The sequence below is a fragment of the Inquilinus sp. Marseille-Q2685 genome (assembly GCF_916619195.1).
In the GTDB taxonomy this organism is placed as follows: domain Bacteria; phylum Pseudomonadota; class Alphaproteobacteria; order DSM-16000; family Inquilinaceae; genus Inquilinus.
The window spans coordinates 1,446,594-1,467,987 of the sequence record NZ_CAKAKL010000002.1 but is presented as its reverse complement, the minus strand read 5'-3'; the positions used below and the strand labels follow the sequence as shown (position 1 = coordinate 1,467,987).

General features: G+C 71.5%; 21 protein-coding genes. 17 read left to right on the top strand and 4 right to left on the bottom strand.

Going from position 1 to position 21,394, the window contains the following annotated elements:
• Positions 1-3 precede the first annotated feature (3 nt).
• The 8 genes from LG391_RS16035 to LG391_RS16000 all read left to right on the top strand — a co-directional run bounded on the left by LG391_RS16035 (position 4) and on the right by LG391_RS16000 (position 8,679).
• On the top strand, positions 4-543 hold the full coding sequence (locus LG391_RS16035) for a MarR family winged helix-turn-helix transcriptional regulator (protein ID WP_225768996.1): 540 nt from the start codon (positions 4-6) through the stop codon (positions 541-543).
• A 248-nt stretch (positions 544-791) separates the two neighbouring features.
• The gene (locus tag LG391_RS16030; RefSeq protein WP_225768995.1) at positions 792-1,499 is read left to right on the top strand and encodes an SDR family NAD(P)-dependent oxidoreductase; all 708 of its coding nucleotides are present in this window, start codon (positions 792-794) and stop codon (positions 1,497-1,499) included.
• The gene (locus tag LG391_RS16025; RefSeq protein ID WP_225768994.1) at positions 1,499-2,827 is read left to right on the top strand and encodes an FAD-binding oxidoreductase; all 1,329 of its coding nucleotides are present in this window, start codon (positions 1,499-1,501) and stop codon (positions 2,825-2,827) included. Before LG391_RS16030 ends, LG391_RS16025 begins: the two co-directional genes overlap by 1 nt.
• 110 nt (positions 2,828-2,937) lie before the next feature.
• Complete coding sequence (locus tag LG391_RS16020; protein ID WP_225768993.1) at positions 2,938-4,617, top strand: peptide ABC transporter substrate-binding protein; 1,680 nt, start codon at positions 2,938-2,940, stop codon at positions 4,615-4,617.
• Between the two features lie 30 nt (positions 4,618-4,647).
• Entirely contained in the window at positions 4,648-5,598 is a 951-nt protein-coding gene (locus LG391_RS16015) for an ABC transporter permease (protein ID WP_225768992.1), read from the top strand.
• A 12-nt stretch (positions 5,599-5,610) separates the two neighbouring features.
• Positions 5,611-6,492 (top strand): ABC transporter permease, encoded by an 882-nt coding sequence (locus tag LG391_RS16010; protein WP_225768991.1) that lies wholly within the window; start codon positions 5,611-5,613, stop codon positions 6,490-6,492.
• Positions 6,492-7,505 carry an ABC transporter ATP-binding protein gene (locus LG391_RS16005; RefSeq protein ID WP_225768990.1) on the top strand — a complete coding sequence of 338 codons (1,014 nt, stop codon included), beginning with the start codon at positions 6,492-6,494 and terminating at the stop codon, positions 7,503-7,505. Before LG391_RS16010 ends, LG391_RS16005 begins: the two co-directional genes overlap by 1 nt.
• 160 nt (positions 7,506-7,665) lie before the next feature.
• A complete protein-coding gene (locus LG391_RS16000) occupies positions 7,666-8,679 on the top strand; it encodes an ABC transporter ATP-binding protein (RefSeq protein WP_225768989.1) in 1,014 nt (337 codons plus the stop codon).
• Here LG391_RS16000 and LG391_RS15995 read toward each other — a convergent pair whose 3' ends face one another.
• Entirely contained in the window at positions 8,680-9,525 is an 846-nt protein-coding gene (locus LG391_RS15995; protein WP_225768988.1) for an SDR family NAD(P)-dependent oxidoreductase, read from the bottom strand.
• Between the two features lie 103 nt (positions 9,526-9,628).
• Between LG391_RS15995 and LG391_RS15990 the strand changes: the two genes are divergently transcribed.
• The 5 genes from LG391_RS15990 to LG391_RS15970 all read left to right on the top strand — a co-directional run bounded on the left by LG391_RS15990 (position 9,629) and on the right by LG391_RS15970 (position 15,198).
• Positions 9,629-10,537 carry a LysR family transcriptional regulator gene (locus LG391_RS15990; protein WP_225768987.1) on the top strand — a complete coding sequence of 303 codons (909 nt, stop codon included), beginning with the start codon at positions 9,629-9,631 and terminating at the stop codon, positions 10,535-10,537.
• A 303-nt stretch (positions 10,538-10,840) separates the two neighbouring features.
• Positions 10,841-11,584, top strand: a complete 744-nt coding sequence (locus LG391_RS15985; protein ID WP_225768986.1) for a response regulator transcription factor — start codon at positions 10,841-10,843, stop codon at positions 11,582-11,584.
• On the top strand, positions 11,581-12,903 hold the full coding sequence (locus LG391_RS15980) for an ATP-binding protein (RefSeq protein ID WP_225768985.1): 1,323 nt from the start codon (positions 11,581-11,583) through the stop codon (positions 12,901-12,903). Before LG391_RS15985 ends, LG391_RS15980 begins: the two co-directional genes overlap by 4 nt.
• A gap of 91 nt (positions 12,904-12,994) precedes the next feature.
• A complete protein-coding gene (locus tag LG391_RS15975; protein ID WP_225768984.1) occupies positions 12,995-13,669 on the top strand; it encodes a carbonic anhydrase in 675 nt (224 codons plus the stop codon).
• Positions 13,670-13,674: 5 nt separating this feature from the next.
• Positions 13,675-15,198, top strand: a complete 1,524-nt coding sequence (locus tag LG391_RS15970; protein ID WP_225768983.1) for a SulP family inorganic anion transporter — start codon at positions 13,675-13,677, stop codon at positions 15,196-15,198.
• Between the two features lie 5 nt (positions 15,199-15,203).
• Here LG391_RS15970 and LG391_RS15965 read toward each other — a convergent pair whose 3' ends face one another.
• Positions 15,204-15,572: a response regulator gene (locus tag LG391_RS15965; protein WP_225768982.1), complete on the bottom strand. Its 369-nt coding sequence runs from the start codon at positions 15,570-15,572 to the stop codon at positions 15,204-15,206.
• A gap of 215 nt (positions 15,573-15,787) precedes the next feature.
• Between LG391_RS15965 and LG391_RS15960 the strand changes: the two genes are divergently transcribed.
• Positions 15,788-16,033 (top strand): hypothetical protein, encoded by a 246-nt coding sequence (locus LG391_RS15960; RefSeq protein ID WP_225768981.1) that lies wholly within the window; start codon positions 15,788-15,790, stop codon positions 16,031-16,033.
• Here LG391_RS15960 and LG391_RS15955 read toward each other — a convergent pair.
• Both LG391_RS15955 and LG391_RS15950 read right to left on the bottom strand, forming a co-directional pair.
• Positions 16,023-16,805, bottom strand: coding sequence for an SDR family oxidoreductase (locus tag LG391_RS15955; RefSeq protein ID WP_225768980.1), 783 nt, complete (start codon positions 16,803-16,805; stop codon positions 16,023-16,025). The genes LG391_RS15960 and LG391_RS15955 overlap by 11 nt on opposite strands.
• A gap of 29 nt (positions 16,806-16,834) precedes the next feature.
• A complete protein-coding gene (locus LG391_RS15950) occupies positions 16,835-17,809 on the bottom strand; it encodes a sugar-binding transcriptional regulator (RefSeq protein ID WP_225768979.1) in 975 nt (324 codons plus the stop codon).
• Between the two features lie 261 nt (positions 17,810-18,070).
• Between LG391_RS15950 and LG391_RS15945 the strand changes: the two genes are divergently transcribed.
• Genes LG391_RS15945 through LG391_RS15935 form a run of 3 tightly spaced genes read left to right on the top strand, consistent with a single transcriptional unit; the run spans position 18,071 to position 21,377 of the window.
• Positions 18,071-18,952: a transketolase gene (locus LG391_RS15945; RefSeq protein WP_225768978.1), complete on the top strand. Its 882-nt coding sequence runs from the start codon at positions 18,071-18,073 to the stop codon at positions 18,950-18,952.
• The gene (locus LG391_RS15940; protein WP_225768977.1) at positions 18,949-19,899 is read left to right on the top strand and encodes a transketolase family protein; all 951 of its coding nucleotides are present in this window, start codon (positions 18,949-18,951) and stop codon (positions 19,897-19,899) included. The genes LG391_RS15945 and LG391_RS15940 overlap by 4 nt, the downstream gene beginning before the upstream one ends.
• A gap of 2 nt (positions 19,900-19,901) precedes the next feature.
• Positions 19,902-21,377 carry a glycerol kinase gene (locus LG391_RS15935; RefSeq protein WP_225768976.1) on the top strand — a complete coding sequence of 492 codons (1,476 nt, stop codon included), beginning with the start codon at positions 19,902-19,904 and terminating at the stop codon, positions 21,375-21,377.
• The last annotated feature ends 17 nt before the right edge of the window (positions 21,378-21,394 follow it).

Here is a 21,394-nt window from a genome sequence, read left to right as displayed (position 1 = left end):
GCCATGAGCGATGGGCGCAGCGGGCGCACCCGCCGCGCCCGCCCGCGGAGCAATCCGCAGATCCCGAAGACGATCGACTTCTCGGAGATCGACTTCGACATCTTCACCGACCTGCTCAGCTTCTACGTCCGCACGGTCAACCTGCTGGTCAGCCGCGACCTGGACGAGCAGATGGAGGCGCTGGAGGTGGCCGGCGGCACCGGCAAGATCTCGACGCTGCTGCTGGTCGGCCGCAATCCCGGCATCCGGCCTTCGGTGCTGGCGCATTTCATCCTCAAGGACCGCTCGGCCATGGGCCGGCTGCTCGACCAGCTGCAGCAGGCCGGGCTGATCGAGCAGAAGATCTCGCCGGAGGAGCGGCGGGCGCGCGAGCTGTACCTGACCGGCAAGGGCCGCCGCCCGGCCGAGCAGGGGCGCGCCGTCGCCCGCCGGCAATCCGCCGAGTTCTTCTCGATGCTGAGCGCGGGGGAGCAGGCGGATCTGCTGGGGATCCTGCGCAAGGTCTATGTTGGTTATGTCGAGCAGGCCCCGGTGGTGGAGTGAGCGGGCCGGATCGTCTTCCTTTTAGTCCCCCCTTCCCTCGCGGGAGGGGGGTAGGGGGGGGGCTGCGCGCGTCCGCGCGCGAATGCGCATGGAGCCGGCCTCTCCACCCAGGACCCCTGCCGGTGGTCTGGGCCGGCGCTCGCTGCGAAAACCCCCTCTATCCCCTCCCGCGAGGAGAGGGGGGACTCGTTTGGCTTTGGCTGAGAGATGCGGGCGTCTGACAGCAGGCGTTGACGGAGGGCACCGCCATGCCGTCTGAAACGATCGCCCGCGTCGCCATGATCTCCGGTGCCAGACGCGGCATTGGCGCCGAGATCGCGACAGCTTTGGCCCGCGCCGGATGGCGGCTCAGCCTCGGCGCCCGCGACCCGGCGTCCCTGACCCCGCCCGACGGCGCCGACGCCCTGGTCCATCGCTTCGACGCCCGCGACCCGGACTCCGAGCGGCTCTGGGCCGAGGCCACGGCCGAGCGGTTCGGCCGGATCGACGCCGTCATCGCCAATGCCGGCATCATGATCCCGAAGACGGTGATCGCGGCCGACGATGCCGACCTCGACGACCTGATCCAGGTCAACGTCAAGTCGCCGCTGCGGCTGGTGCGGGCCGCCTGGCCGCATCTCGTCGCCTCGGGCCATGGCCGCGTCGTCACCATCGCCTCGCTGTCGGGCAAGCGGGTGAAGTCGGCGACCTCCGGCCTCTACGCCGTCAGCAAGTTCGCGGCGCTGGCGCTGACCCATGCCATCCGCCATGCCGGCTGGGACGAGGGCGTGCGCGCCACCGCGATCTGCCCCGGCTTCGTCGCCACCGACATGGCCGCGGGGCTGACCAGCCGGCCGGCCGAAAGCCTGACCCAGCCGCGGGATGTGGCGCGCATCGTCGCCTTCCTGCTGGACCTGCCGGACACGGCGAGCATCGCCGAGATCCCGATCAATTCGACGCTTGAGGAGAGCTGGTGATGGGCCCGCAGGTCGAGAGCGTCGAGCCCGATGCCGTGCTGCCGCAGCGGGCCGACGTGGTCATCGTCGGCGGCGGAATCATCGGCACCAGCGCCGCCCTGGCCCTGGCGCGGCGCGGCGTCTCGGTGGCGCTGTGCGAGAAGGGCCACATCGCCGGCGAGCAGTCCAGCCGCAACTGGGGCTGGTGCCGCAAGACCCGGCGTGATCCGCGGGAGATCCCGCTGATCATCGAGAGCATGCGGCTGTGGGAGAGCATGAACCAGACGGTGGAGGCCGAGACCGGCTTTCGCCAGAGCGGCATCCTGTTCGCGGTCGAGAGCGACCAGGAGATCGCGGAGTACGAGGCCTGGCTGGAGCATGCGCGGCCCTACCAGCTCGACGCGCGGCTGATCACCCCGGCCGAGTTCGACCGGCTGATGCCTGGCGCTGGCGGCCGCTGGAAGGCGGCGCTGTACTCCGCCTCCGACGGACGGGCGGAGCCGCAGCGCGCCGCCCCCGCCATCGCCCGCGCCGCACGCCGGGCCGGCGCTGCCATCCTGACCGACTGCGCCGTCCGCGGCGTCGAGCGGGCCGGCGGGCGCATCGCCGGCGTGGTCACCGAGCGCGGCCGCATCGCCTGCGACACGGTGATCGTGGCCGGCGGCGCCTGGTCTCGCCGCTTCCTCAAGGACCTGGGCCTCCGGCTGCCGCAGCTCAAGGTCCGGGCCAGCGTGCAGCGGACAGCGCCGCTGGAGGGCGCGCCGGAGACGGCGATGTGGTCGAAGGAGTTTGCGCTGCGCAAGCGCATCGACGGCGGCTACACCATCGCCAACGGCAACTCCAACATCGCCCCGCTGGTGCCGGACAGCTTCCGTTTCTTCAGCGACTTCCTGCCGGCGCTGCGCATGGAATGGTCGTCGCTGAAGATCCGGCTCGACGACCGTTTCCTGCAGGAATGGCGCGAGGCGGCGCCGGTGCCGCTGGACCAGCCCTCGCCCTATGAGAAGGTGCGGGTGCTGGACCCGGAGCCCGATCGCCAGGCCAACCGCCGGGCCATGGCCGACCTGGCGAAGCAGTTCCCGGCCTTCGCCGGGGCCAAGGTGGTGCAGGAATGGGCCGGGCTGATCGACGTCACGCCCGACGCCGTGCCGGTGATCTCGACGGTCGAGGAGGTGCCGGGCCTGGTCGTGGCGACCGGGTTCTCCGGCCATGGCTTCGGCATCGGTCCCGGCGCCGGCCATCTGGCCGCGGATCTCGCGACCGGCGCCCGCCCGATCGTCGACCCGAAGGATTTCCGCTTCTCGCGCTTCAGTGACGGATCGAGACCCCGGCCAATGGCCGGGGTCTAGGGTGGATCGAAGCTCCGGCCGATGGCCGGGGTGTGAGACGGCCGGGCGGGGAGACGGGCGCAGACCCGCCCCCGCCGGGCCCAGGAGGCCAAGAACAAGGGAGCTTCACCATGACCGACGAGACCAGGGATCTTCCGTTCGCCCAGCCCACCCGCCGCCGCTTCCTGGCGGCAGGCCTTGCCGCCGGCACGGCGGTCTGGCTCGGCCCCGGCCAGGGCTGGGTCAGGGCCGCGCGGGCGGCGGGGCCGCCGGCCAAGCCGACCGGCCAGGCGGTGATCGGCCTGTCGCAGGAGCCGACGGTGTTCAACCCGCTGATGCTGCACATCGAGGTCGACGAGGGCGTCTATTTCAACCTGTTCAGCCCGCTGTGGCAGGTCGACCCGCAGGGCAATTTCATCCCCGACCTCGCCGCCGAGGTACCGACCCTGGAGAATGGCGGCATCTCCGCCGACGGCCTGACCTGGCGCGTCAAGCTGCGCGACAACGTCAAATGGCATGACGGCACGCCGTTCACCGCCGAGGACGTGAAATACACCATCGACCTGATCAACAACCCGAAGTTCCGCGCCGGCCGACGCGCCGGGCACGAGCTGGTGCGCGACATCAAGGTGATCAGCCCGACCGAGCTGACCTGGCGGCTGGAGAAGCCCTACGCGCCCTATCCGTCGATCCTGTCCTGGACCTTCATCGTGCCGAAGCACCTGATGGAGAAGGAGGCCGACCCCAACGCCTCGGCCTTCGCCACCAAGCCGGTCGGCACCGGGCCGTTCAAATGGGTCGAGCGCGTGCCGGGCGACCACATCACCCTGGCCGCGCATGAGGGCTATCACCTTGACGGGCCGTATCTCGAGCGGCTGGTGATCAAGTACATCCCCGACTTGACCGTCCTGTTCACCCAGTTCACCACCGGCGACATCGATTATATCGGGCTGCAGGGCATCACCGCCGACCATTACGAGGAGGCCAAGGGCCTGGCCGACCGCGACGTCTCGCCGGTGCCGCAGGCCTTCATCGAGAACATCGCGCTGAATCTCGGGATGCCGGTGTTCCAGGACCCGGCGGTGCGCGAGGCCCTCTACACCGCGATGGACAAGCAGAGCATCATCGACAGCATCTATTACGGCCTGCCGACGCCGTCCGAATCCTTCCTGCCGAAGCAGTCCTGGGCCTTCAACCCGGACCTGCCGAAGCAGAGCTATGATCCCGAGAAGGCCAAGCAGATCCTGGACGCCGCCGGCTGGGCCCCGGGCGGCGACGGCATCCGCGAGAAGAACGGCGTGCGGCTGGAATTCGTCAACTCCACCACCGCCGGCAACCATGTGCGCGAGCAGGCGCAGCAGCTGCTGCAGCAGAACTGGCTCGACATCGGCGTCAAGATGAACATCAACAACCTGCCCCCGGCGGTGATGTGGGGCGACTACTGGATGCAGTCGAAGTTCGAGACGGCGATGGTCGGGATCTACTTCATGGTCGGGCCCGACCCGGACGCGACCGACTATTTCTCCAGCCGCTCGATCGGCGCCAAGGGCGGCGGCGGCCAGAACACCACGCAGTATGAGAGCGCCGATGTCGACAGGCTGCTGGCCGAGGGCGCGTCGACGGTGGACCCGGCCAAGCGCAAGGCGGCCTATCTGAAGATGCAGGAGTTCACGCGCAAGGACCTGCCGTACCTGCCGATCTTCCAATACGCCATGGTCCAGGGCGTGAAGAAGGGCCTGACCGGCTTCACCCCCAACGTCAACGTCCAGGAGAATTGCTGGAACGCACACACCTGGTACTGGGCCAGCTGAGGGAGGGGCCGCCCGGGAGCGGAGGAAGCCATGGCGCAATTCCTGTTCGGCCGCGCGCTGCAGAGCCTGCTGCTGCTCTGGCTCGTGTCGATGATCGGCTTCGCCGTGCTGCACCTGACCCCGGGCGGCCCGCTGTCGCAATTCGCCCTGGTCCCGGGCATGACGCAGGAGCGGCTGGCCCAGATCGCCCATGAGATGGGCCTCGACCGCCCGCTGCCGCTGCAATACTGGGAATGGGCCAGCCGGCTCCTGACCGGCGACTGGGGGCGGTCCTACCGCGACCAGTCGCCGGTGCTGGACGTGATCGGCTCGCACCTCTTCGCCACGGTCGAGCTGATGGCGACGGCGATCCTGATCGCGGTGCTGCTCGGCGTCTGGATCGGCGTCATGGGGGCGGTCCGGCGCTATTCCTTCGCCGACATGCTGGCGACGGTCGGCGCCATGGTCGCGCTGTCGATCCCGACCTTCTGGTTCGGCCTGGTGGTGATCTACGTCTTCTCGGTGCGGCTGCAATGGCTGCCGGCCGGCAACATGTACACGGTCGGCGACGGGTCGCTGCTCGACTTCCTGCACCATCTGATCGCGCCGGCCCTGGTGCTGGCGCTGGTCGAGGTGGCGATCTGGAGCCGCTATATGCGCGCCTCGATGATCGACGTGATCAACCAGGACTACATCCGCACCGCCCGGGCCAAGGGCCTGCCGGAGAAGCGGGTGCTGATCCGCCACGCGCTGCGCAACGCGCTCCTGCCGATGATCACCCTGGCAGGACTGGAGCTGCCGACGCTCCTGGGCGGCGCGCTGGTGACCGAGACGGTGTTCACCTGGCCCGGCATGGGCCGGCTGTTCCTCGATTCCCTGGGCTATCGCGACTATCCGGTGGTGATGGGGATCCTGATGGTCTCGGCCCTGCTGGTGCTGCTGGGCAACCTTTTGGCCGACATCCTCTGCGCGGTCGCCGACCCGCGCATCCGGCTGGATTGAGGGGAGGGGACGATGACCCTGGCCGCCGCCGTCCCGACCGTCGAACCCGCCCGCCGCGCCGGCAACCGCGGCTGGCGCCGCTTCCGCCGGCACCGGCTGGCGATGGTCGGCGTCGCCTGCATCCTGCTGCTGGTGCTGGCCTGCGTCGCCGGGCCCTGGCTGCTGCCCTTCGACGACCTGCGCATCGACATGCGCGCCCGCTTCGCGCCGCCCTTGACCGGGTGGCACCTGTTCGGCACCGACCCGCTGGGCCGAGACCTCTGCGCCCGGCTCCTGATGGCCGGCCGCATCTCGCTCTCTGTCGCCTTCGCCGCAATGGTGATCAGCACGCTCGTCGGCTCCGCCGTCGGGGTGGTGGCCGGCTATTACGGCCGGGCGGTCGGCGCCGTGCTGATGCGCCTGGTCGACGCCATGCTGTGCTTCCCCGCCGTGTTCCTGCTGCTGACGCTGGCGGCGCTGCTGAAGCCGGACCCGGTGACCATCACCCTGATCATCGCCGCGACCAGCTGGATGGAGGTGGCGCGCGTGGTCGAAAGCCAGATCCGCACCCTGCGCGAGCGCGACTTCACCCTGGCGGCGGAGATGATGGGCGCGTCCGACGCGCGCATCATGGTCGACGAGCTGCTGCGCAACGCGGTCGGCCCGATCGTCGTCGCCGCCACCCTGACCGTCGCCCGCGCCATCCTGATGGAGGCCTATATCAGCTTCCTCGGCTACGGCATCCAGCCGCCGACCGCGAGCTGGGGCAACATGCTGAACAACGCCCAGCAATACCTGACCTCGGCGCCCTGGCTGGCCCTGGTGCCGGGCATCGCGATCACGCTGGCGGTGACCAGCTTCAACTTCATCGGCGACGGGCTGCGCGACGCGCTCGACGCCCGGCTGGAGTCGTGATGACGGACGCGCCGATCCTCGAGGTCCGGGACCTGGCGGTCACCTTCCGCGGCGAAGGCGGGGCGGTGACGGTGGTCAATGACGTCTCCTTCTCCGTCCGCCGCGGCGAGACGCTGGCGCTGGTCGGCGAATCCGGCTCGGGCAAGAGCGTCACCAGCCTGGCGGTGCTGCGCCTGCTGCCCCCGGCGCCGCGCTGCGCCATCACCGGATCGGTCCGCTTCACCGGGCGCGATGGCCAGGCCCGCGACCTGCTGCAGCTGCCTCCCGAGGCGATGCGGGCGGTGCGCGGCGACGAGATCTCGATGATCTTCCAGGAGCCGATGACCTCGCTGAACCCGGTGCACCGGATCGGCGACCAGATCGCCGAGGCGGTGACCTTCCATCGCGGCCTCGGCCGCAGGCAGGCGCTGGCCCGGGCCGAGGAGCTGCTGGAGCTGGTCGGCATCCCGGAGCCGCGGCGGCGCCTGGCGGCCTATCCGCACCACCTGTCGGGCGGCATGCGCCAGCGCGTGATGATCGCCATGGCCCTGGCCTGCGACCCCAGCCTGCTGATCGCGGACGAGCCGACCACGGCGCTGGACGTCACGGTCCAGGCCGGGATCATCGACCTGCTGAAGTCGCTGCAGGCCAAGACCGGCATGGCGATCATCTTCGTCACCCACAATCTCGGCGTGGTGGCCGAGATCGCGGACAGCGTCATGGTCATGTATGCCGGGCGGATCGTCGAGCGCGGCGATGCCGTCGGGCTGCTGCAGCGGCCGCGCATGCCCTACACCCAGGGGCTGCTGCGCTCGGTGCCGCGGATCGACCGGCTGGACTTCGGCGGCGGCGTGCTGCCGGCCATTCCGGGCAGCGTGCCGGACCCCGGCCGGCTGCCGCCCGGCTGCTCCTTCCACCCGCGCTGCGGCCACGCCCGGCCCGGCGCCTGCGACGCCGAGGTGCCGGCGCTGGAGGAGGCAGACGGCCGGGTGGTGCGCTGCCTGCGCTGGCGCGAGATCGAGGCGGGGGCGTGATGACGATGAGGCTCGTGAAGGACCGTCCCCGCCAGCCCCACAGCCGTCATGGCGAGGAGCGAAGCGAGGGGGCCCTCCAGGGACCGGGGCGAGCCGCACTGGATGGCCACGCCCCTGCTAGCCTCGCCATGACGGGTTTGGGCATGGAGGCCGGTGTGCAATGACGACGCCGCAGGCCCAGCCCATCCTCGAGCTGCAGGAGCTCAGCAAGTCCTTCCCGGTCGGCGGCACGTTCTTCGGGCGCGAGCGGCTGCAGGTGCGCGCGGTCGACCGCGTCTCCTTCGCCGTGCGCCAGGGCGAGGTGCTGGGGCTGGTCGGCGAATCCGGCTCGGGCAAGAGTACGCTGGGCCGCACGCTCTTACGGCTGATGCGGCCGACCGGCGGGCGCGTGCTGTTCGAGGGCACCGATATCACGACACTCGGCCGCCGGCAGCTGAAGCCGATCCGTCCGCGGCTGCAGTTCGTGTTCCAGGACCCGGCGGCGTCGCTGAACCCCCGCATGACCGTCGGCCGCATCGTCGCCATGCCGCTCCGGGTGCAGAAGGCGGCGCCCCCGACGGCGGAGCGGGCCGCGAGGGTGGCGGCGGCGCTGGAGACGGTCGGCCTGTCCGCCGGTCATGCGGAGCGGTTCCCGCACGAGTTCTCCGGCGGCCAGCGCCAGCGCATCGGCATCGCCCGCGCCCTGGTGACCGAGCCGCGGTTGCTGGTGGCGGACGAGCCGGTCTCCGCCCTCGACGTCTCGGTCCAGGCCCAGATCATCAACCTGCTGATGGAGGTGAAGCGGCGGCTGGACCTGACCATCGTCTTCATCAGCCACGATCTGGCGGTGGTGGGCCAGATCTGCGACCGGGTGGCGGTGATGTATCTCGGCCGGATCGTCGAGATCGCGCCGGCCCGGGCGCTGTTCGAGACGCCGCGCCACCCCTACACCGAGGCGCTGCTGTCGGCGGCGCCGATCCCGGACCCGACGCTGCGCCGCCCGCGGATCCTGCTGAAGGGCGAGCTGCCGAGCCCGCTGTCGCCGCCCTCCGGCTGCACCTTCCGCACCCGCTGCCGCTACGCCCTGCCAGCCTGCGCCGAGGCCGCCCCGCCGCTGCAGGCGGTCGGGGAGGGGCATCTCAGCGCCTGCATCCGGCCCGAGCTGGCTTTGGCATCGCCGCTGGCGTCGGCCTGATCACGCCAGATCCCCGCCGTCGATGCCGATGACGTGGCCGCTGACATAGGAGGCGGCGTCGCTGGCGAGGAACACCACGACGGCCGCGACCTCCTCCGGCGTGCCGGCGCGGCGCATCGGGTAGGGCGCGACCAGCTGCTCGGTCGTCACCTTCCAGTCGCGCCGCACCCGCTCCAGCATCGGCGTCTCGATCGCACCGGGCGCGAGGGCGTTGATCCGCACGTCGCGGCCGTATTCCTGGGCCGCGGCGCGGGTCATGTGGATCACCGCGGCCTTGGTGGCACCATAGGCGACGATGTTCGGGAAGGCGTGGCGGCCGCCGATCGACGCCATGTTGATCATGGCGCCCCGGGCCCGCGCCAGATGCGGCAGCTCGTATTTCATCGAGACGAAGATGCCGCGCAGGTTGGTCGCCACCTGGTCGTCGAAGCCGGCGATGTCGGTGTCGGCGATCGGCGCCGGCGGCAGGTCGATCCCGGCATTGTTGAAGGCGATGTCCAGCCGGCCCCAGCGCGCCACCGTCTCGGCGACGAAGCGCTCCATCTGCGCCGCGTCGCGGACATCGGCGCGGGTATAGGCGGCGTCGCCGCCGTCCCAGCGGATCCGCGCCTCGACGTCGCGGCCCAGCGCCTCGCGCCGGCCGTTGAAGGCGACCTTGGCGCCGGCCCGGGCCAGCGCGGCCGCGGTGACAGCGCCGATCCCGGAGGTGCCGCCGGTGACGATCGCCACCTTGCCGGCCAGCACGCCCGTGGCCTCGGCGGCGGGGGCCGTGGTCGGAAGCGCCGCCCCGCCGGCCGCGATCGCGCCGGCCAGGACGGTGCGGCGCGGCAGTGCTGTCTCTTCCATGGTCGCCTCCCTGCTGAGTGCGGGGAGAGCCTACCGCCCAAGATTGCCCCGAAAAATCGGGGCTGTCTTTGTAAGCTTTTAAGATCGGATTTATAATCGGCACATGCCCCCACCCGATCCCTTCACCGGATTGTCCGCTTTCCTCGCCGTCGCCGAGGCCGGCGGATTCACCGGGGCGGCGGCGCGGCTGGGCGTGTCGCCGGCGGCGGTCAGCCAGGCGGTGAAGGCGCTGGAGGCCCGGCTGGGGACGCTGCTGTTCGTCCGCACCACGCGCCGGGTCGGGCTGACCGAGGCCGGCGCCGCGCTGCTGGCGCGGGTCGGGCCGGCGACGGCGGAGATCGCCGCCGCGGTCGAGGCGGCCGGGGCGATGGGGACGGAGCCGACGGGCCTGCTGCGCCTGACCGTGCCGCGCATGGCCGTGCCGCTGGTGGTCGAGCCGGTGGTGGCGGCGCTGCGGCGCAGCCATCCGCGGGTCGCGGTCGAGATCGCGGTCGACGACGCCACGGTCGACCTGACCGCCCGCGGCTACGATGCAGGCATCCGCATCGGCGAATATGTCGAGCGCGACATGGTGGCGGTGCGGCTGACCCGCGACATCGCCTGGTCCGTGGTCGGCAGCCCGGCCTATCTCGACGCCCGCGGCCGGCCGCAGCGGCCGGAGGACCTGACCCGGCACGAGGCGATCCGCTACCGCTTCCCCGCCTCCGGCGCGATCTATCGCTGGGAGTTCGAGCGCGACGGCCGCGCCCTGACGGTCGACCCGCCCGGCAGCCTGATCGTCAACGACGGCGGGCTGCTGTTCGCCTTCGCCCGGGCGGGGCTTGGCCTCTCCTACGTGCCCGACATCGCGGTGGCGGCGGAGCTCGTCTCCGGCCAGCTCGAGCCGGTTCTGCAGCCTTTCCTGCCGCGGACGCCCGGCCTGTTCCTGTACTTCCCGCGGCGGGCCCAGGACCAGCCCAAGCTGCGCGCCTTCATCGACGTGGCCCGCGCCGTGCTGCAGCCCGGGCGCTGACCCGAACCAGGACAGTGGACCTTGCCGCTTCGCTTCGTGTCATCGTTCCACCCCCGGGTTGAAATATCATGAATAGTTTGGAATTTTCCTTTATCTCGGCACGGCTGCGACCTTATTTCCGTTGAGATATCGGAATGGATCTTCTATCGACGATCAGACTATGCTTGGAAACTATTCCAGGCCATTGTCGATTATTTTAACGAAAATCTCGTCGATCGGACACGATCGGCGGCGGCCGGCGCCTGCCGGTCCATGGGGAGGACGCGTTCCGGTTTCCGCTGTCAAAGGACCCTTGGATCCGCGATGAACGAGCTCCTGCGTTCCGCCCCCCTGCGCTCGGATCACGTGCTGGTAGTCGAAGACGATCCTGGCACCCGCTCCCTGATCGTGCGCATCCTGCGCGAGAACGGGCTGCGCGCCACCGGCGTCGGCGACGGCCGCGAGATGTGGGATTCGATCGAGGCGGCGCCGGTCGACCTGCTGATCCTCGACGTCATGCTGCCGGGCGCCGACGGGCTCGACCTCTGCCGCGCCTTCCGGGCCCGCAGCCCGGTGCCGATCATCATGGTCAGCGCCCGCGGCGAGGAGATGGACCGCGTGCTCGGGCTCGAGGTCGGGGCCGACGACTACATCAGCAAGCCCTTCGGCCGGCGCGAGCTGCTGGCGCGGGTGCGCGCGGCGTTGCGCCGGGGCGCGGCGCTGGAGCCGTTCCCCGGCCGCTCCCATCGGGAGATGCTGCGCTTCGCCGGCTGGGCGCTCGACCGGCGCCGGCGGCGGCTGACCGATCCCGGTGGGGCGGAGGTCGAGCTGTCGGGGGCGGAGCACGACCTGCTGGTCAGCTTCCTGGAGCATCCCCAGCGCGTGATCGGGCGCGAGCGGCTCCTGGAGCTGTCGCGCTCGCGCCTCGGCAGCCCGTCCGACCGCAGCATCGACGTGCTGGTCAGCCGGCTGCGGCGCAAGCTCGGGTCCAGCGGCCCGGACGGCGCCCTGATCCGCACCATCCGCGGCATCGGCTACATGTTCACGGCGGATGTGGAGCACCGGTGATCCGCCGCGTCGTCTGGCCGCGCGGCCTGCTCGGCCGCCTGACCCTGCTCGTCCTCGCCGCCGTGCTGCTGCAGTTCGTTGGCGCCTCGGTGCTGCAGGAGCTGGCCGAGCGCACCAAGTCGGGCAATGTCCATGCCGACCATCTGGCCGAGCGGCTGGCCATCGGCGAGCGGGCGCTGTCCAGCGTGCCGCCCGGGCAGCGGCCGCAACTGGCCGCGGCGCTGTCCACCGCCGATCTCGCCCTGAGCTGGTCGCCCCATTCGGCCGGCGCCGAGGGCGGCGTCGCGTCGCCCTGGCTGCGCGACCTGGAGGCACGGCTGCAGAAGCGCGATTCCGGCCTGGCCGGGCGCGGCCTCACCCTGGATCGGGGCGTCGGGGAGGGGGAGCCGCACCGCGTCCGGGGCGAGCTGCGCCTCGCCGACGGCTCCGTCCTCGGCTTCGACGTGACCCGGCTGCAGCACGGCCTGCCCGACATCCTGCGCAGCCTGCTGTCCACCGCGCTGCTGGCCAGCTGCCTGCTGATCGCGGCGCCGCTGCTGGTCCGCGCGCTCGGCGCGCCCTTGCGCCAGCTGGTCCGGGCGGCGGATGCGATCGGACGCGGCCGTCCCGTCCCGGTCGCGGTCGAGGGACCGATGGAGGTGCGACGGCTGGCGCGGGCGCTCAACGCCATGCAGGACCGGCTGGCCCGGCTGATCGCCGACCAGACCCAGGCCCTGGCCGCCGTGTCGCACGACCTGCGCACGCCGATCGGCCGGCTGCGCCTGCGCACCGACCTGATGGAGGACCGGCCGCTGCAGGCCGAGATGCAGGCCGATCTCGACGAAATGGAGCAGATGGTCGGCTCGGTGCTGGCCTATCTCAAGGGCGACACCGATCCGGAGCCGCCGCGCGCGGTCGACCTCGTGGCGCTGCTGACCACGCTGGTCGATGACGCGGCCGATGCCGGGCAGGACGCCGCCTATCGGGGGCCGGACCGGGCCGTGCTGCAGGCCCGGCCGCTGGCGCTGAAGCGCGCCTTCGCCAACCTGATCGACAATGCGGTGACCTATGGCGGCTCGGCGCGGGTCGTGCTGCGTTGCAGCGAGACCGAGATCACGGTCGCCATCGCCGATGACGGGCCGGGCATCCCGGAACCGGATCTGATCCGCGTCCTGGAGCCGTTCCAGCGCATCGAAGGATCGCGCAGCCGCGCCACCGGCGGCGTCGGGCTCGGCCTGGCCATTGCCTTGCAGGCGGTGGAGCGCGAAGGCGGACGACTGTCCCTGGTCAACCGGCCCGGCGGCGGCCTGACTGCGGAGGTGACGCTGCCAAGGCGCTGAAACACTTTGTCACGAACCGTTCGCACATGCGAAATCTAGGCTTCCCATCCTATCCATCCGTGACCTCTCGCCCAAGCACAGGAGGCCAGGGATGGATGACCTGTTCACCGGAATGGCGCGGTTCCGCGCCGAGATCTTCCCGCAGCAGCAGCCGCTGTACCAGAAGCTCGCGACCGACGGCCAGCAGCCCCAGGCGCTGGTGATCTCCTGCGCCGATTCCCGGGTGGTGCCGGAGCTGATCACCCAAAGCGGCCCGGGCCAGATCTTCTGCTGCCGCAACGCCGGCAACATCGTGCCGCCCTTCTCTCAGGCCAATGGCGGCGTGTCCTCGGCGATCGAATACGCGGTCGTGGCGCTCGGCGTCCGCGACATCGTGGTCTGCGGCCATTCCGACTGCGGCGCGATGAAGGGGCTGCTGAATCCCGAGGCGCTGCGGGACATGCCGAACGTGGCCGCCTGGCTGCGCCACAGCCATGCCGCCCACCGGGTGGTGTGCGAGGCCTATCCGCCGGGCCGCGACGAGCGCGAGACGCTGCGCGCGCTGGCGATGGAGAACGTGGTGGCGCAGCTGAACCACCTGCGCACCCACCCCTCGGTCGCGGCCAAGGTCGCCCGCGGCCAGCTGCGGCTGCACGGCTGGTTCTTCGAGCTCGAATCCGGCGAGATCCTGGCCTATGACGGCGCCGCCGGCCGTTTCGGCCGGATCGACGACGCCGGCGGCCTGCCGGTGGCGCTGCCGCCGATGCCGCGGCTGGCGGCGGAGTAGGCGGCATGGCGCGCCTCCTCCCGTCCTCGCTGGCCCGCGACCTGCCGGCCTCGATCGTCGTCTTCCTGGTGGCCCTGCCGCTGTGCATGGGCATCGCCGTCGCCTCCGGCGTGCCGGCGGAGAAGGGGCTGGTGACCGGCATCATCGGTGGCATCGTCGTCGGCCTCCTGGCCGGATCGCCGCTGCAGGTCAGCGGCCCGGCCGCCGGTCTCGCCGTGATCGTGTTCCAGCTGGTGCAGGATTTCGGCCTCGCCATGCTCGGCCCGATCCTGGTGCTGGCCGGGCTGCTGCAGCTCGGCGCCGGGGTGCTGCGCCTGGGCAAGTGGTTCCGCGCCATCTCGCCCGCCGTGGTGCACGGCATGCTGGCCGGCATCGGCGTGCTGATCGTGGCGGCGCAGCTGCAGGTGCTGTTCGGCCGCGCGCCGCTGCCGGACGGGCTGCAGAACCTGGCGGCGATCCCGGCGGCCCTGGCCGGCCTCGTGCCGCTGCAATGGTCCTCCGGCACCGCGGCGGTGCTGGCCGGCGGCGCCACCATCCTGGCGATGGTGCTGTGGGAGAGGCTGCGGCCGCGGTCGCTCCGCCTCGTCCCCGGCGCCCTGGTCGGCGTCGTCGCGGGCACGGCCCTGGCCGTGGTGCTGGCGCTGCCGGTCCAGCGGGTGGATGTGCCCGACGCGATCCTCGCCAGCGTCTCGGTCCCGACCATGGCCGACCTGTCGCGGCTGGGCGAAAGCGGCATCCTGGTCGCGGCGCTGGTGATCGCCGTGATCGCCAGCGCCGAGACGCTGCTGTCGGCCGCGGCGGTCGACCGGATGCATGACGGCGTGCGCACCAACTACGACCGCGAGCTGTCGGCCCAGGGCGTGGGCAACCTGCTCTGCGGCCTGGCCGGCGCCCTGCCGATGACCGGGGTGATCGTGCGCAGCTCGGCCAATGTCCAGGCCGGGGCCGCCACCCGGCTGTCGACGATCCTGCACGGCGCCTGGATCCTCGCCGCCGTCGCCCTGCTGCCCTGGCTGCTGCGCGAGGTGCCGATGGCGTCGCTGGCCGGCGTGCTGGTGGTCACCGGCTGGCGGCTGGTCAGCCTGAAGCATGTGCGCGAGCTACTGCACCGGCACGGCCTGCTGCCGGCGGCGATCTGGGCCGCGACCGTGGTCATGGTGGTGGCGACCGACCTGCTGACCGGTGTCCTGGTCGGGCTGGCGCTGTCGTTCCTCGAGGTGCTGCCGCATCTGCGCCGTATGCCGCTGAAGATCCGGCGCCGAGATCTGCCCTCGGGCGAGGCCGAGCTGCGGCTGGAGGGGGCGGCCACCTTCCTGCAGCTGCCGGCCCTGCTGCGGGCGCTGGAGGCGCTGCCGCCGCGCGCGACCGTGCGGCTGGATGCCGGCGGGCTGGCCCAGATCGACCACACCAGCATGGAGACGATCGCCGACTGGGCCGAGCGCAGGGCCGCCGCCGGGGCGCGCGTCGAGTTGCACCGGCCGCCCGCCCTGCCGCACGGGCAGCGCCTGGCGGCGGCGCTCAGGGCCTGAGGTGCTTACCGCCGCTCGACCAGGTCCTTCAGCCCCTGCGCGATCTGCTGCTGCAGGAGCGGCTTGGTCCACACCGGGCGGCCGCGATGCAGCAGCTCGATCTCCGCCTCCGACCGGCCGGTGACGAAGGCGAAGGGGATGTTGCGCTCTTCCAGCACGTCGGCGGCGGCATAGACCTCCGCGCGGCCGAGGCCGATATCCAGGAGCGCTGCGTCCAGCCGCTCCGAGCTGGCGATCCGAACCGCCTCGCGCAGCGTGCTGACGGGGCCGACCACCTCGAGCCCGGCGGACTGCACGATGCTCTCGAGCATCGCCGCGATCCAGGTGTCGTCTTCGACGATCAGGACCCGGGGCGGGGGCTCACGGCTCTCCATGTCACCTCCTTTCACCTTGGAGCCCCGCGCCGAACGGCCGCGGGGCCTTCCTCCTTGCATCATTAACAAGAGATGAACGGAAACCTATCCACAGCCCGGTTCGCCGAATTGGGGACAGGATGACGCGGCAGGGTTGTGATTGGGCCGCGGATCGGAACCGAGGGAAGGATCGAGGGTTGTCCCTGTAGCCTCATGAGCCGCATGGGAGCATGGCGATGACCCTGAGCGCAGAGGATGTCGCGGGGATCCTCGGTCCGGTCGACGAGACGCTGGTGGCCGATGTCATCCGCACCGGCGCGAGCCGGGAAGAGCTGGTCCAGGCCTGGGCCTGGGTCAGCAGCGACGAGGCGATGATCGGCGACGGCCGGCCGCTGCCGGGCGGCCGGGTCGCCGCCCTGGTCGAGCTGCTGGCGCCGGAGGAGGACGAGCCGGAGCCCGGCCCCCCGCCGGTCACGACATGATCAGGCCGCCATCGACATTGATGGTCTGGCCGGTGATATAGGCGGCGTCGTCGCTGGCCAGGAAGGCGACCAGGCCGGCGACGTCCTCGCCGCTGCCGGCGCGGCCCATCGGGATGCCGCGCACCCACTCCGCCATCAGCTCGCCCGGCTTGTAGTCGCCCAAGAGCCTGCCCCAGGCGGTGTCGTTGTAGGCCCACATGTCGGTGTCGATGATGCCGGGGCAGAAGGCGTTCACGGTGATGCCTTCCTTCGCCACCTCCTTGGCCAGGCTCTGGGTCACGCCGACGACGCCGAACTTCGAGGCGGCGTAGTGCGGGGTGAAGATGAAGCCCTGGCGCGCCTGGCCGGAGGCGGTGTTGATCAGCCGGCCGCCGCGGCCGTGCTTGCGGATCCGGCGGATCGCTTCCTGGCAGCACAGGAAGACGCCCTTGGTGTTGACCGCCAGCACCTTGTCCCACTCCGCCTCGGTCATCTCCTCGATCCGGGCGATGGTGATGACGCCGGCGTTCTGGATCGAGATGTCGACCTTGCCGAAGCGCCGCTCCGCCTCGTCATAGAGCGCCGCGACCTGGGCCGGGTCGGTGACGTCGGCGACGAAGGAGGCGGTGCGGCCGCCCTCCTGCGCGATCCGCTCTGCGGTCTCGGCCACGGCGGGCTCGTTGGCCGCCAGCAGCACGGACGCGCCCTCGGCGGCGAAGCGGCGGGCGATGGCGGCGCCGATGCCGCGGCTGGCGCCGGTGATGACGACGGTCCTGTCGGTGAAGCGGGGCATGGTCTCTCTCCCGGAACTCTCGGTTTGGGTCAGCGGGCGAAGTCGCCGTCGGACTGGGCCAGCAGCTTCTCCGCCGTGAAGCGGTCGGTGATCAGGATGTTGATGTGGCGGCCCAGCAGGGCGCCGCGGATCGCCGCCACCTTGCGGTCGCCGCCGGCGACGCCGACGATACGCGGGATGGTGCCGATCTCGTCCAGCGACATCGAGATCACCCGCTCGTCCAGCGACGTCTGGACCGGGGCGCCATAAGCGCCGAAGAAGCGCAGGCAGATATCGCCGACGCCGCCGCTCCTGGCCACCGCTTCCAGCTCCTCGCCGGTGAAGACGTTGCCGCTGTTGGCCAGCATCTTCGACGGCTCGACCGCGCCGATGCCGACCAGCGCCAGGGTGATGCGCCGCCACTGCTCCATCGTCGCCCGGACATAGGGGTCGGCCAGGAGGGCCCGTTTCGCCGAGGCCGAGCCGGCGACGCCGGGGGCGGGAAGGAGCTGCGGCTGCGACCCTGTCAACTGGGCCAGGCGCGTGGTCAGGTGGGTGGCGTGGCCCTGCACCGCGGGGTTGCCCATGCCGCCCAGCATCTGCACCACCCGCTCGGCCGCCACCCGCTTCAGCGGGTTGACGGCGTCGACCATGCGCAGCAGCGATGCGCTCCAGGACGAGATGCCGATCACCTCGCCCTGGTCCAGCGTCGTCTCCAGGAAATGCGCGGCGGCGTCGCCGATGCCGGCCAGGATCGATTCCTCGCGGTCCTCGCCGCATTCGGCGACGATCGCCTCGGTCAGTCCGAAGCGTTCGCGCAGCCCCGTCTCCAGGTCGACATAGGTGCCGCGCGGCGCGTTGATGGTGATGCGGACGATCGATTCCTCTTCGGCCCGCTTCAGCAGGCGCGAGATCGTGGCCTGCGAGATGTGCAGCCGCTGCGAGATGTCGGACTGCTTCAGCCGGTCGACATAGTACATCTGCGCCACCCGGGTGATCAGACGAAGTTCGTTGACGCGGCTCATCTTGGCGTTGCCTCGATCGTCGGTCGCCCGTGTGGCTGATTCGAAATTTTATGCATCACAGCCTGATTATTCAGATGCTCGCTGGGGATCGGTCAAGCGGAAGCTGCGCGTGATCGCCACCAAGGTTCAGAATTTTCTCCTAATTCCTGGTTCTCTTCGTCCCTTGGGCGAATGCTGGGCTGAGCGGCTTGACGCTCTCCCGACTCGGGAATAGCATGAATTTAAATCTAGAGTTGAATAATTATTCAAGTCGGAGGAGCGGTGCTCGACCCCAAGCCCTCAATCGTCCTGGACCCGGTCCCCGACCCGGCGCGCGTCGCCGCGGCGGACGGGGCCGAGCGGGCGCGCCTCCTGGCCGGGGCGGCGGCGGAGATCCGCGCCTCCGTGCTGCGCATGATCGGGCAGGCCGGCCTCGGCCATGTCGGCGGCGACCTGTCGGTGACCGATATCCTGGCGACGCTGTTCTTCGGCGTGCTCGACCTCGATCCTGCCGACCCGACGCGGCCCGACCGCGACCGCTTCATCCTCAGCAAGGGCCATTGCGCCGCCGCGCTGTACAGCACGCTGGCGCTGCGCGGCTTCATCCCGGCGGATCTGCTCGGCAGCTTCATGAAGCCGCTCTCGGCGCTGAACGGCCATCCGAACCGGCGCAAGGTGCCTGGGGTCGAGGCGAACACCGGCCCCCTCGGCCACGGCCTGCCGATCGCCGTCGGCTCCGCCATCGCGGCCCGGCTGTCGGGGAAGCCCTGGCGCACCTTCGTCGTGCTCGGCGACGGCGAGCTGCAGGAGGGCAGCAACTGGGAGGCCGCGATGTCGGCCGGCCATCGCGGGCTCGACAACCTCACGGCCGTCGTCGACCGCAACCGCCTGCAGCAGGGTGCCCGCACCGAGGACACCAACCGGCTGGAGCCGCTGGCCGACAAGTGGCGCGCCTTCGGCTGGGAGGCGATCGAGCTGGACGGCCACGACCACGCCGCGCTGTGGGCCGCCTTCACCGCCGCGCCGGCGGACAAGCCGCGCTGCGTCATCGCCCGCACGATCAAGGGGAAGGGCGTGTCCTTCATGGAAGACCGCGTCGAGTGGCACCACAAGGTGCCGTCGCCGGCGCAGATCGAGCAGGCCCTGATCGAGGTGGCCCGATGAGCGCCGATGTCGTCGCCAAGGCCGGCACCTTCGACTGCCGCAAGGCCTTTGCCGAGACGCTGACCGAGCTGGCGCGGACCGATCGGCGCATCGTCGCCGTGTGCAACGATTCCGTCGGCTCCAGCAACCTGACCGGCTTCGCCGCCGAGTTCCCCGACCGGCTGGTCAATGTCGGCATCGCCGAGCAGGCCATGGTCGGGGTCGCCGCCGGCCTGGCCAATGGCGGCTTCGTACCCTTCGTCTGCGCCGCCTCGCCCTTCCTGACCGGCCGGGCGCTGGAGCAGATCAAGGCCGACGCGGCTTACAGCCAGTATCCGATGGTGCTGTGCGGCATGAGCCCGGGCATGGCCTATGGCGAGCTCGGGCCGACCCATCATTCGATCGAGGACCTGGCCTGGACCCGGGCGATCCCGGAGCTGACGGTGATGGTGCCAGCCGACCCGGCCCAGACCCGCGCGGCGGTGTGCTGGGCCGCAGGCGCCGGACGCCCGGTGTTCCTGCGCATCGGCCGCTTCCCGGTGCCGGAGGTGACGCCGCCCGGCGCCGCGTTCGATGAAGGCGCGACGCAGCAGCTGCGCGCCGGCGGCGACGTCACGCTGGTGGCGACCGGGACCATGGTGTCGCGGGCGCTGGAGGCGGCGGAGCTTCTGGCCGGCGAAGGGGTTGAGGCCCGAGTGCTGAACGTCGCCACCCTCAAGCCGCTGGACCCCGAGCCGCTGCTGCGCGCCGCGGCCGAGACCGGCCGCATCGTCACCGTCGAGGAGGCTGTGGTGCAGGGCGGCCTCGGCGGCGCCGTGGCCGAGGTGGTGTCGCAGGCGCGGCCGGTGCCGATGCGCATCCTCGGCGTCACCGGCTTCGCCCCGACCGGCAGCGCCGCCTTCCTCTTGGACCATTTCGGGCTGAACCCGGCCGGCATCGCTGCCGCCGCCCGCGAGCTGGTGGCCTGACCATGAGCTTCGTCCTCGCCATCGACCAGGGCACCAGCTCCACCAAGGCGCTGCTGGTCGATGCCGCGGGCGCGGTGGTGGCGCGGGGCTCCGCGCCGCTGGGCGAGACGCATCCGAAGCCGGGCTGGGTCGAGCAGGACCCGGCCGCGATCCGGGACAGCGTGCGCGCCGCCGTCGCCGCCTGCCTGGAGGGGCGGGACCCGAAGTCGGTCGCGGCGGTCGGCTTCAGCACCCAGCGCGAATCCCTGCTGATGTGGGACCGCCGCACCGGCGCGGCGCTGTCGCCGCTGATCAGCTGGCAGGACCAGCGCACCGGCGCGCTGTGCGAGGCGCTGCGCTCGCCCGAGTCCGAGCGGCTGGCGCGAGAGCGCAGCGGCCTGCCGCTCGACCCGATGTTCTCGGCCGCCAAGGCGAAATGGCTGCTCGACACGCTCGACCCGGACCGGGTGCGGGCCAGGGCCGGGGAGATCTGCCTCGGCACGGTCGATGCCTGGCTGCTCAGCCGCTTCGGCGGGGAGGCGGTGACCGAGGCCGGCAACGCCTCGCGCACCCAGCTGCTGGATGTCCGCCGCGCCGCCTGGGACCCCGACCTGATGGACCTGTTCGGCGTGCCGGAGGCGGCGCTGCCCCGCGTCGTGTCCTCGATCGGGCCGTTCCCGGCCGTCCGCGGCCTCGACCCGCTGCCGGATGGCGTGCCGGTGGCGGCGGTGCTCGGCGATTCCCATGCGGCGCTGTTCGCCCATGGCGCCTTCGCCCCGGGCCAGATCAAGGCGACGATGGGCACAGGATCCTCCGTCATGGGGCTGATCGACCGGGCCGAGGCGCTGGACCCGGGCCTGTGCCTGACCATCGCCTGGTCGGTCGACGGCCGTCCGGCCCTGGCGGCGGAAGGCAACATCCGCTCGGCCGGGTCGACCCTGCGCTGGGCGGCGGAGCTGCTGGGCCTGTCGACCCAGGACCTGGCCGATCTCGCGGCGGACGCTTCCAGCGACGGCGTCTACCTGGTGCCCGGCTTCAACGGCCTCGGCGCGCCGTGGTGGGACCTGAACGCGGTCGGCCTGCTGGCCGGCTTCACCCTCGGCACCGGCCGGGCGGCGGTCGCCCGCGCGGCGCTGGAATCAATCCCGCACCAGATCGCGGATGTGGTGGAGGCGATCGACCGCAGCGTCGGGCAAGTCCGGGCGCTGCATGTCGATGGCGGGCCGACCCGCAACCCGGTGCTGATGCAGGCCCTGGCCGACCTCGCCGGCTGTGAGGTGCTGCGGTCGGACACGGCCGAGCTGTCGGCCCTCGGCGCGGCGCATCTCGCTGGCCTCGGCGCCGGGATCTGGGACTGGGACGGTCTCGCGGCGCTGCTGCGCGACCGGCACGGCTTCGCCCCGGCGATGCCGGCGGAGCGGCGCCGGGCCGAGCGGGACGGCTGGCGGCGGGCGGTGCGGCGCGCCTCCGGCACGCCGCCGGAGACGGCGGGGCGCTGACCCGCCTCGCCTGGTGA